Genomic DNA, 11,740 nt, shown 5'->3' with positions numbered 1-11,740 from the left:
TGGAAAGATGGAGGACCCTATTTCTATTGTAGAAAGGGGTCTTTCTTTATGCCGACAATTCCGTTCTCAGCACAATCTTATGTTCTCCTTGCAGCAGCCTGCGGCGCGCTGCTGTTCGTCAGTGGCTGCGGCGCAGCGGATGCAGAACGTTCACGTACATCGCCAGTTGCATTAGCGAAGCGCTCGGCACGTATTATGGCGGCAGACTCGGCCATTCCCTCGCGCCGCATACCGATTCTGGAGGAAAAGCTGAACGGCCGCGTCTGGATCCCGCTGGATGAAGCAGTTGCACCTATGGGACTGCGTCTGCATGAAACGAAGGACCGCGTCGCGGTGGGGGATTCCGATGCGGCATATTCGGTTCGTGCGAGCAGCAAGGAGGCGATGTCCGGCGATACGAAGATCACATTGCCTGATGCGCCCAGGAAGATCAATGGTGAACTGTATTTGACGCCGCGTGCGCTGGCCTCGCTGCTGCAGACTGAAGTGAAATGGGACAACCAGACGTCCGATCTGCATATTCGGATGCTGGACGACAGCTATCATACCAAACAAATGCTGATTCGAGAGTCGGAACTTGCAAGCGGGCCGGGAGGAGGCTTCAAGCCGTTTGTGCAGGTGGACATTGATCCGCAGGATGTGGTTCGATATGCGAAGACATTCTTAGGAACGCCATATGAGTTCGATGCTGATTTTTATAACAAGTCGCATCGGTTTGACTGTTCATCATTTACGAAATATGTGTACAGTCGATTCGGCGTCGATCTGCCGCGCTCGTCACGCGCGCAATCGGCAATGGGAACGAGGGTGGAGCTTGGCGATCTGCAGCCAGCGGATTTGATGTTCTTCTATACGCCTGGCCGATATGACAGCAACAAGGTTGTCGGACATGTCGGCATGTATTTGGGAATGGGCAAATTTATTCAAACCTATGGGGATCCGGGCGTTGTTATAACCGATCTGAACGGGTATTGGAAGGGGCGATTCCTGTTCGGCAAACGGATGGGGAGATAGCCGAATTGCAGGCAAGGTTGAGTTAGTGGGATTGAAACCACGAAAGATGAAAAAACCGTCCAGTCTATCCCGTGTTTGCACCTGGGGTAATTAGATTGGACGGTTTTGTTGTTTGCTGCGTGTTTTAGTTATCTTTCTCTCTCTTCCTGGCGCGCTGAATCATTCGGAAGACGAACGTGCCGACGGCGACGAACAGAATGACTTGAATGATCGCCATATAGACAACGAAATTCATGAAAGCTTGCCTCCTAGCGGGACATCTATGCGATTGAGTATACCACATCTGCCTGGCGTGTATGCTATGGCGGATGTGCAATGTCGTTCGGAAGCCAGTTGGCGAACGGTCGCCTAATGCGGTAATCTAGTAGCATTGGAGGGATGCAGCTAATGGCGGGCAGTAAGCATTATGTGGTATGGGTTGGCCGTAAGCCAGGAGTCTATTCGGTTTGGGCAGAATGCCAGAAGCAGACGAATGGATTCGAAGGGGCAAAGTTCAAATCGTTTGAGTCGAAAGCGGCGGCAGATAGTGCGTTCCGCGACGGTTGGGAGAAGCATTGGGGCAAATCGTCTGGCGGCAGCAAGGCGGCTGGATCGGGTGCAGGTGCAGGAGCCTCGGCATCGAATCGCTTCCGTTCGGCAGGGCGGACAAGCTCGGCTGCAACACAAGAGGTAGGAGAAATTGATTATGACAGCATCTCCGTCGACGTTGGCACGAGAGGGAATCCGGGTCCGGTTGAATACAAAGGTGTTGATACCCGTACGGGCGAGGTGTTGTTCTCGGTTGGTCCAATTCCGATGGGGACGAATAACCTTGGCGAGTTTCTAGCGATTGTGCATGCGCTTAGGTATACGCAGGAACGGGGAAGCACAAGTACCATCTACAGCGATTCCATGAATGCGATGAAATGGCTGCGTGAGAAGAAAGTCGCGACAACGCTGGTGCGCAACGCCTCGACTGCAGAGATTTGGCGACTTGTTGATGAAGCAGAGGCCTGGCTGCGGACGAACCGGTACGACAACAAGGTGCTCAAATGGCAGACGAAGCTGTGGGGCGAAATTAAAGCGGACTATGGACGCAAATAAGGTTTTACGATATCGGGATGGAGCGGCTATTCTAGCTGCTCTATCCTTTTTCATAGTTGATTCTGAGATCCATGAGAACTTTTTCATGAACATTCGCTGCATACCCATCGTCTATAGATTGGCTGGAATAACATTCGTGGGGATGAATCCATGCAATGGCATGCATCACTCGGCCCATTTCTCGACAAAGAAGGATTGATAACAATGAAAATGAAGAAGATGATCCCTGGTATCGCTCTTGGCTTGATGTTGGCTTTTGCATCAATGCCTGCATACGCTGCGGACAATCCTGTTATTAAAATTGACGGTGTCGCTATTGGGTCGGATGTACGACCGGAAGTGAAGAACAACCGAACGATGGTCCCGTTACGTGTCATCAGCGAGAATCTGGGTGCAAAGGTTAACTGGTCGAACTCGGAAGCGACGATTACGAAGGACGGATTGAAGGTAATATTGAAGCTGAACACCAAGACCGCAGTGGTAAACGGCAAGACGGTAACATTGGATGCCGCTCCTTATGTGAAGAACAGTCGTGTTGTCGTCCCTCTTCGCTTTATTGCTGAGACTTTCGACTGTGAAGTAAGCTACAGCAACTCCACGGTGACTGTCAGCACCGCGCCATTAGTTATTGATGGTGTACAGGTGAAAGCATTGCAGCAGGAATACCACATGACGATGGGCGGAGTCGTCCAGCAGATTAGCGGCAATACGACGAACAAAACGATCTATAATCTATTTGAGAACAACAAAGGAGAGAAGGTCGACGCTCCTGCCAGTTACTCGTGGAGGGCTAACATAGATGTGCCGGGGTCCTATGCCAAGGTCGGGCAATATGACTTCCTGGACGGTAAAGAGAAAAGCTTGCAGCGGTATGATATTTATACATTAGTAAATGCCTTTCCTTCAGATGTATTAGATGGGTATCCGGCTGTGCTTCTTCATGATGCGACTGAGGATCAGTGGTATTTGTTTAGCGATATCCCGATTCGTTCTATTAACGACCAAGTAGACAGGGCTTGGGTGAGTGGTCTAGTGAAAATCATCAGTGATACGGTTGCTTAAAACAAATGGACCTCATTCTCGGCTTAGCTGCAGAGGTGAGGTCCATTCGTCTCTATGAATGGATGAAAGAATAGAGGATAGGACGGATTACCGTCTTGCGAGTCTCCTATACAAGAAAGCAGCGAGCTCGGCGATCAAGCCGATGATCACGCCAAGCAGGATGGACAAGAAGAAGACCAGCAGACTCGAGAGATCTTCCCAGCCTGTATGGCCCGTTGATAAGTAAGCCATCCAGATAAGACCGATTAGAACGCTTAGCGTCATAATCAGCCACATGATTCGAGCGCCCAACCAACCTGCTGCTCCGGCGATGATGCACGGTACGATGGCGAGCAATGTGAAGCGCAGCGCAATGACGAGCGTGAACGGCTGATCGAACAACACGAAGCGGGTGAATAGGATGAGGATGATTGCAAGGATAGATGTTGCTGGAATGATAAACTTATACCAGCTATTGCTTCTTGCTGCAGGAATCGGAAGCATGAGTGGGGGAGTACCTCCTCGGATTCGAATGAGCAACTGCGCGATTTCGTAATTTCTACTTATACTGCAAATGGACCTCATTTCCTGCCAAGCAGCGGGATTGAAGTCCATTTTAAGATTCCTCATCCGTTCGATATTCGAGTACATCCCCGGGCTGGCAGTCCAATGCTTTGCAGATCGCCTCTAACGTCGAGATCCGGATCGCCTTTGCTTTGCCATTCTTTAGGATTGAAAGGTTAGCCATCGTGATGCCAACTCGCTCGGACAGCTCCGTTACGCTCATTTTCCGTTTCGCCAGCATGACGTCGATATTAATAATAATGGTCAAGTTCGGTCACCTCAGACTGTCAAATCGTTCTCAGATTTAATATCGATGGCGTTCTTTAACAGCCTCTGAAGAACGGCGGCGAACACGGCAACGACGAATGCGGCGAAGGCAAAGGCCAATCCGATTATAATTACGCCCGGGGCATCGTCGTTCTCAGCTATATAATAGAAGAGCGGCAAAGCGATTATATACAAGAAGCTGAATGTGAATGCGCAGTATTTGATGTTGTTCAAAGCTTTCACGGACAGCTCGGAGAAAGCGACGTTCTTGTCAATGTAGCTCAGAAGCTTGTAGGATTGATACAATGCAATGAAATACGGGATGGCCGTTGCGTACCTAAGTGCGATTAGGAGATACGCCCAATAAGCAGGGTAATTGTCGCTTGAGTCCGTTGCGATAACGGGCAGTCCATATACGCATAATGCAAGCGCCGGGAGGGCAATTACAATGAGCGTCAATTTGAGAAAAAGGGTCGTTCCACGTTCCATGTCATGCACCTCGTTTCGTTATGTTCCTTTAAGAACTTAACATAGGGTATATCGTTTTACAATAAATCTTTGTTGATTATAGCTATGGTCTCACTGTCTGGAATTAATCAGTGTTTGAGCTATTGAATCTTGTTGAGGAAATCGCTACATTGAAGGGACCAGCAGACGTGGAAGAGAGAGTGGACAATATGGCGATTGCCGAGTGGACGGAGAAGGAATTACTTGGACAGGTAGAGAAGAAAGAAGGCCGCGAGGCGGTGCTGTTCTACACGGCGATGTGCGGAACGTGCAAGGTGGCGGAGCGAATGCTGGAAATTGTCGAGGCGACGGGCGTCCCGATCGGCATTCATCGAATCAATATTAACTACGCGCCGATCCTGCGCGAGCGTTGGCGTGTGGCGAGCGTACCGTGCCTCGTGCTGCTGGAGGATGGTGAGCCGATCCGCATGGAATATGCGATGGGATCGGTGGATCATTTGTACCGTATGCTGCAATAACAAGAGCACCAGCCTTGTAATTTAATGAGGGGCCGTTCCTATGTCTGCCATCACGGTGGGTATAGGAGCGGCCCTTTGTGCTTTATCGCTTGCCTAGTACTTTCGGCTTATGGATCGACTTCTTATTTTTGTTAAAATTATACTATGTGGCTTTTGCTGCTAAAGGTAGGTAAATTGTTACAAACATCACAGCGGAACGTATAGGCCGGCTCTATAATGAAGGCTATCCTATACGGCGGCAGGAGGCGGTAATATGGAGCAAATTCCTTTGCAACGGGTCGTGAAGCTTGCACTTAAGAAGCATCATATTTATGAGGTAAGCAAGCTGACCTCTCTGCTCCGCGCAATGCTAGCCAGTATGTTCATCGGCTTCGGCGTTATTGTAGCGTTCAAGTCGGGCGGCGCTTTCTTTAACGAACACAGCCCGCTGGCGTATCCAATGGCGGCGTTGACGTTCGGGTCGGCCATCATTCTAATCTCGTATGGCGGCGGAGACCTGTTTACCGGCAACACGTTTTATTTCACGCTCGCGGCACTTCGTAAGAAGCTGGCATGGCGAACCGTTGCCCGCATGTGGTTGTTGTGCTATATCGGCAACGTGCTAGGGGCATTCGCATTTGCGTTTCTTATCTGGTCGACCGGTTTGTTCCGCGAGGCTTCAGTGAACGGGTTTCTGTTAAGTGTCGTTGATAAGAAGCTGCACGCTGATACATTCGAACTGTTCTTCCGCGCGATACTTTGTAACTGGCTTGTGTGTCTAGCTTTCTTTATCCCGATGTCACTGCGAGGTGACGGGCCGAAGCTGTTCACGATGATGTTGTTCGTCTTCTGTTTCTTCATATCCGGGTACGAGCATAGCGTCGCTAATATGTGTACGTTCGCAATCGGCTTGGTCGTTGGTGAGCCAGGGCAGGTTACGTTTGGCGGTATTATTCATAATCTCATTCCAGTGACGCTCGGTAATATGGTCGGCGGCGCGATCTTGATGGGCTTCATGTATCACACGGTTAACAAACCATTCGAAGAAGAGGGGAATCATCCATGAAGAAAACAAGAGTCGTTGTAATCGGGGTAGGCGCAGTTGGTTCGACTACTGCATATACATTGCTGCTGCGGGAACGCGCAGATGAATTAGTGCTTATTGACGCGAATCAAGCGAAGGCGGTCGGCGACGCACTGGATATGAATCATGGCATGCCATTCGTCGGCCAGACGAAGGTATGGGCAGGCACCTATGAGGATTGTGCAGGTGCGGACATTATTATCATTACAGCAGGCGCTGCGCAGAAACCAGGCGAACCGCGCGTTGATCTGTTGAAACGCAATATTGCGATCTATGACAGCATCGTATCGGAAGTATTGAAATATAACGAAGACGGCATTCTGTTAATCGCGACGAATCCGGTTGATGTGATGAGCTACTTCTGCTTACGCAAATCGGGATGGCCAACGAACCGTGTTATCGGTTCGGGTACGCTGCTTGACAGCGCTCGATTCCGCTATCTGATCGGCGAAGAGCTGGAGCTCGATCCGCGCAGCGTTCACGCGCACATTATCGGGGAGCATGGCGACTCGGAGCTGCCGGTATGGAGCCTTGCCAATGTAGCCGGCTCGCAGTTGAAGCTGGATGAAGAAGCGAAGACTCGCATCTACACGAATACACGCGATGCCGCTTATCAAATTATTGAAGCGAAAGGCGCGACTTATTATGCGATCGCGCTGGCGCTGGATCGGATTGTAACGGCGATCCTGCACAACGAAGCCGCTGTTCTGAACGTATCGACGCTGTTGACGGAATATCATGGCGTATCGGATGTGTACCTAGGCGTACCGTGCGTTGTTGATCGCCAAGGCGTCCGCGAAGTGCTCGACATCGTCCTGACGGACGAAGAAACAACGCTGCTTCACAAATCGGCGGATAAGCTGAAGTCGCTTATTCAGTCGATTGAGGCTACCGTGAACTAAGGATTGTTTGATTAGATAGCATGAAGAAGGCTGGCACGAATAGTGCTGGCCTTTTTGTTGTGCGCAGGTTTTATGGGCTGATGGGGACTGTGCTACCTTTCGGGGGTGGCATGAGGGTGTCAGCCTATTTTGGTTGTTCAGAAACTATTGCTATAAGTTGTTAATTTGTTATTGAAATTTGACCCTATCTTTACAAACCTTTTAGAAAATGAACATGTCCCGTTTACAAGCCCATGCTATTCTTGCTCGGAATAAGGAGAAACCATGGGAGGTTTTGAATTCATGTTCACGCGTTATACTCGGAAATTCGGTACGGCTATCGCGTTATCGGCAGTTATTCTCAGCACGACTTCGGCATTCAGCGCTCCGGCCGCATTCGCTGCCGAGGCCCCTGTGATTGGTATACCTTACAAGGCTGATGGCAGCTATGATCGCACGGTACCGCATATTATCATTAATCAGCTATATGGCGCAGGCTTGAAGTCTGTTACGGATGCCTATGCTACGCATGGCTTTATCGAGCTGTACAATCCGACCGGTGCGGATATTGATCTTTCAGGTTGGTCGCTGCAGTATGCGGACCGCGGAACGAGCGACACAACAGGGCCGACGAATGATTGGGAGAAGCTGGACCTGAGCGGTGTTGTAAAGGCGCATTCGAGCTTCCTTATCGTAGGCAAAGCAACGGGGACAGCGGTTGCGAACGCGAAGATTGATCTGACCAATAAGGGCGATCTTGTTTGGGATCGCTATATTAATAATAAGGGCATGAAGGTTGCGCTCGTCTACGGAACGGACAAGCTGGCAGCCGTGAATCCATTCGATATCGACGGCAAGGGCACCAAAGCAGCGGGTTATGTCGACATGGTCGGGACGGGCAGTAACGACGGGGGCAGCACAATTGACGGGTATGAGACCGATTATCCAACAGGATCGTCGGAAGGCACCTCGAAGAAAAAGTCGATTCGCCGCATCGACCTCGCGGATACGGATGTCAACAAGGCTGACTTCCAGCAAATTGATTACGAAGCAGCAACTCCAGCAGTTATTGCCGATAAGGGGCCCCGCAACAGCGCATATGGTCCATGGGGCGTAACGGTAACTCCGCCTAGCATTACGACGCAATCGCTGCCTGTCGCAACGGTTGGTATTCCATACGCTGCAACGGTAGCCGCTTCTGGCGGTGTTGCGCCTTATACGTTCTCGGCAGAAGGTCTGCCGCAAGGACTTAGCATCAATCCGACGACAGGGGTTATCTCTGGAACGGTAAGCAGCCCGGTCGATGCGGCATCTGTTACGATTACCGTAACAGATGCATCCACGCCAGCATTGACGGATTCGCATACGTACACGCTCAACGCAGCAGCAAGTGCGTATACGGATAAGTTCACGGTTAGCAAGATCGGCGGTTACTCCGTTGGTGTAACCAACCCTGCCGGCGGCGTAGCGGAGATCGTGAAATTTAACAAGGATAACGGCAGATTTTATCTCGTGAACGGCTCCTCTGACCCGGCAAGTCTGGATATCGTCAGCTTGACAGTAGGAGATGGCAGCGGTACGAACCAAATGCAGAAGGATGACACGAAGAACATCAAGGAGATGGCGGAGAGAACCGAAGGTTTCGATTACGGCGATCTGACGAGCATTGATATTAACTATACCAATAAACGGATCTACTTGTCCGTGCAAGAGAAGGATCCTACGAAGAATGGCCTCATCCTGGCACTTGATTATGACGGCAATTTGATTGCTTCTTATGCAGCAGGTGCACAGCCGGATATGATCAAATCGACGCCTGATGGCAAGTACGTGCTGACGGCTAATGAAGGAGAGCCACGCGCGGGTGTTGATCCGAAGGGCAGTGTTACGATCCTTGATACGGTTGCAGGCACGGCAACTAACGTAGAGTTTGACGACCCGTCCATTATTGACGACAAGGTGCATATCCGTGGCGCATCCGACCCTAAGACGGGGCTTATTACAGGCAGCGGTTCGAAGGCAGATGCACTGTATGATCTTGAACCAGAATACATCGCGCTATCGGGCGACGCTTTGATGGCGTATGTTTCGCTGCAAGAGAATAATGCGATCGCAACACTGGATCTGGCTAGCAAGAAATTCACTTCGGTGAAGGGGCTTGGTCTGAAGGATCTAAGCAACCCGCGCAACAGTCTGGACTTAGTGAATGATGGCGTAATCAAGCTTGAGAACGTACCGTTCTTCGGCGTTTATATGCCGGACGGCATTGCCTCCTACACGGTCGATGGTCAGAACTATGTCATCAGCGCGAACGAAGGTGATGCCACGGATTGGCCAGGTCGCACGAACGTGGGCAAAATCTCTAGCGTGAAGAGCAGTCTTGATCCTAATTCGGCTGCGGCCAAGCTGGTGAACAGTACAACGGCCTATGACGGCGTCGAAGTCATGACGGATATGGGAACGGACAGCATCTATATGTTCGGCGGTCGCTCGTTCTCGATCTGGGACGCGAACACGATGGAGCAGACGTATGACAGCGGCAACGATTTTGAGAAAATTACGGCAGAGCGGATTCCGGATTTCTTCAACTCCGGGCATGACAAGACGGCGAAGGATAACCGCAGCAGCAAGAAAGGGCCTGAACCAGAGGATGTGAAGATCGGACAGGTTGGCGAACGGTCTGTTGCATTCGTAGGCTTGGAGCGGATCGGCGGCGTTATGATGTATGATGTGACGGACCCTAAGCAAGCAACTTTCTTGAACTACACGAACTCCAGGGTCTTTACGCCGACCAATAACCTGAACACCGATACCGGCCCTGAAGGTCTCGAGTTTATTCCGGCAGCTATTAGCCCAACGGGGCTGCCATTGCTGCTCGTCGCTTATGAAGTGAGCGGTACGGTGGCTGTGTTCCAATTGAACGTATCGAAGCTGTCGTTGGATAAAACGACACTTACTTTGACAGCTGGCAGTACGGCAGGTCAATTGACGGCTTCGGTTGTACCGGCTGCGGGCAGCTCTTCGTCAGTTGCTTGGACGTCGTCCGACCCATCCGTGGCAACGGTTGACAACACAGGTAAAGTAACGCCAATCATAGCAGGAACTGCTGTTATCAAGGCAGTCAGCGCTGATCAATACGCATTGGCTTCTGCTGTCGTAACGGTCAATTCCTCAACGTCGACTACGCCTGTTAATCCTGACGCTGGCAACACAGGAACCAATAACGGCAACGGCAATAGCGGCGAAGCTACAGTAGGCGTAGGAACGGTTAAAACGAGTACAAGCGAAGGCACGACAACAGCGACTTTCGATTTGCCATCGGCGGATCATGAAGGAAGTCCGCAAGCTGTGTTGTCGGCTGGTCTTGTGAACCAAGCACTGAAGGCGCTGAATGAAGCGGGTACAGATAAGAAAGAGCTAGTCATTCATGCTGATATAACTGACGGCGGTACGCTCGTGTTGAATGCGGATGCTGTTGCGCTTCTTGCAGGTGTGACGGGCATCGAGACGGTCGTGCTGGAGACGAATCTGGGAATGATCGCGTTGGATGCAGACGCTTGGAAGAGCCTTCTCTCGTCGAGCGGCAAAGGCAGCATCTCGATTGGGCAGACAAGCGAAGAGGGTGCGGGTTCGCTTGCGGGTCAACAAGTCATTCGCTTCCATCTGCTCGCGGATGGCAAAGAGTTGAATACACCGCAAGGCAGTGTATATATTGGTCTGCCGTATAAGCTGGCGCAAGGCAATAATCCGCTTGCTGTTGTTCCGTACACGGTAGCAGCGAATGGATCGGCAACTCCAATCATTCTAGGCATCTATGATACGGAATCCGGTCAGGTTCTGTTCAGTGCCGATACACTTCGGAATGGTTATGCAGTTGGCTATAACGAGAAATCGTTCTCGGACACGAAGAACAACTTCGCATCCGAAGCGATCACGTATCTCGCGGCACGCGGCATTATAGGCGGTGTAGGCAACGACAGATTCGCACCGGCAGCAAATCTGACGCGCGCTGATCTCGTCCTGATGCTGTCGCGCATTGCGGGTGTACAGCCTGGTGCATATACGAGCACAAGCTTCAGCGACGTTGATGCCGATGCGTACTATGCACAGGCAGTAGAGTGGGCAGCGGATCTTGGTATCGTATCTGGTACAGGCGGCGGTGCATTCCAGCCGAACGCACCAGTAACGCGTCAACAACTTGTAACGATGCTTGTCCGTTTCTTGGGTACTTTGGGTTATGAGCTGCAGCCAGTTGTGGCGCCAATCCAATTCGTCGACGCAGAAGCGATTGCTGGCTACGCAGCTGACGCAGTTAATGCTGCTCAGCAAGCAGGCTTTATTACAGGCCGCCCAGTTGCTGGCGGCGAAGGCGTTGCCTTCGCTCCGAATGCTTCGGCAACACGTGCAGAGACAGCGAAGCTGCTTGCTCTGCTGATGCTCAGTCTGACGGATCAATAAGAGCGAGATCAATGGAATAGATAGGCAGAGAGTTAATGAAAGGCGTAGAACATGGGAGAGAAATCTCTTATGACCTGCGCCTTTCTATTTTGAACAAAGAGGCATTCGACGGTTGTCAGTGAAGCTAGTACGTTACAATGTACCGATTTATTAAGTAAACAGAGAGGATAAGCACTGTCACATCCGTTAGTCTGAAAGAGTCGCGCTTTGAAGGAAATAGGCATGGTGACAACCTGTAGGGATCCAAACCATAAGCGTATTACTCGGATAACTTTCGTCAGGGAGGCATTCATAGGTTTACCATTGGTCAATCTTATCGCGTGTACATCTCATTAAGACTAAAATATTGGGCATTATTTTTATAAAGTCGTATTGACAATATA

General features: G+C 50.8%; 10 protein-coding genes. 7 read left to right on the top strand and 3 right to left on the bottom strand.

Going from position 1 to position 11,740, the window contains the following annotated elements; translation table 11 throughout:
- The first annotated feature begins 48 nt into the window (after positions 1 to 48).
- The 3 genes from H8B09_RS21285 (at position 49) to H8B09_RS21275 (ending at position 3,159) form a co-directional block, all read left to right on the top strand.
- Entirely contained in the window at positions 49 to 1,014 is a 966-nt protein-coding gene (locus tag H8B09_RS21285; RefSeq protein WP_191205561.1) for a C40 family peptidase, read from the top strand.
- A 387-nt stretch (positions 1,015 to 1,401) separates the two neighbouring features.
- A complete protein-coding gene (gene rnhA, locus H8B09_RS21280) occupies positions 1,402 to 2,097 on the top strand; it encodes a ribonuclease H (RefSeq protein ID WP_191205560.1) in 696 nt (231 codons plus the stop codon).
- Positions 2,098 to 2,301: 204 nt separating this feature from the next.
- A complete protein-coding gene (locus tag H8B09_RS21275; protein WP_318152679.1) occupies positions 2,302 to 3,159 on the top strand; it encodes a copper amine oxidase N-terminal domain-containing protein in 858 nt (285 codons plus the stop codon).
- 87 nt (positions 3,160 to 3,246) lie between these two features.
- Here H8B09_RS21275 and H8B09_RS21270 read toward each other — a convergent pair whose 3' ends face one another.
- From H8B09_RS21270 to H8B09_RS21260, 3 genes are all read right to left on the bottom strand, one after another.
- On the bottom strand, positions 3,247 to 3,642 hold the full coding sequence (locus tag H8B09_RS21270; protein WP_191205559.1) for a hypothetical protein: 396 nt from the start codon (positions 3,640 to 3,642) through the stop codon (positions 3,247 to 3,249).
- 112 nt (positions 3,643 to 3,754) lie between these two features.
- Complete coding sequence (locus H8B09_RS21265; RefSeq protein WP_191205558.1) at positions 3,755 to 3,970, bottom strand: helix-turn-helix domain-containing protein; 216 nt, start codon at positions 3,968 to 3,970, stop codon at positions 3,755 to 3,757.
- An 11-nt stretch (positions 3,971 to 3,981) separates the two neighbouring features.
- A complete protein-coding gene (locus H8B09_RS21260) occupies positions 3,982 to 4,458 on the bottom strand; it encodes a DUF2975 domain-containing protein (protein ID WP_191205557.1) in 477 nt (158 codons plus the stop codon).
- Between the two features lie 149 nt (positions 4,459 to 4,607).
- Between H8B09_RS21260 and H8B09_RS21255 the strand changes: the two genes are divergently transcribed.
- From H8B09_RS21255 to H8B09_RS21240, 4 genes are all read left to right on the top strand, one after another.
- The gene (locus H8B09_RS21255) at positions 4,608 to 4,955 is read left to right on the top strand and encodes a thioredoxin family protein (protein WP_224753828.1); all 348 of its coding nucleotides are present in this window, start codon (positions 4,608 to 4,610) and stop codon (positions 4,953 to 4,955) included.
- A 253-nt stretch (positions 4,956 to 5,208) separates the two neighbouring features.
- Positions 5,209 to 6,000 (top strand): formate/nitrite transporter family protein, encoded by a 792-nt coding sequence (locus H8B09_RS21250; protein WP_191205556.1) that lies wholly within the window; start codon positions 5,209 to 5,211, stop codon positions 5,998 to 6,000.
- Positions 5,997 to 6,920: an L-lactate dehydrogenase gene (locus H8B09_RS21245; protein WP_191205555.1), complete on the top strand. Its 924-nt coding sequence runs from the start codon at positions 5,997 to 5,999 to the stop codon at positions 6,918 to 6,920. The genes H8B09_RS21250 and H8B09_RS21245 overlap by 4 nt, the downstream gene beginning before the upstream one ends.
- 282 nt (positions 6,921 to 7,202) lie before the next feature.
- Entirely contained in the window at positions 7,203 to 11,357 is a 4,155-nt protein-coding gene (locus H8B09_RS21240) for a choice-of-anchor I family protein (protein WP_191205554.1), read from the top strand.
- The last annotated feature ends 383 nt before the right edge of the window (positions 11,358 to 11,740 follow it).

Source organism: Paenibacillus terricola (genome assembly GCF_014779765.1).
GTDB classification, from domain to species: domain Bacteria; phylum Bacillota; class Bacilli; order Paenibacillales; family Paenibacillaceae; genus Paenibacillus_T; species Paenibacillus_T terricola.
The sequence above is the reverse complement of the archived record's forward strand: the minus strand, read 5'-3'. Positions and strand labels throughout refer to the sequence as shown.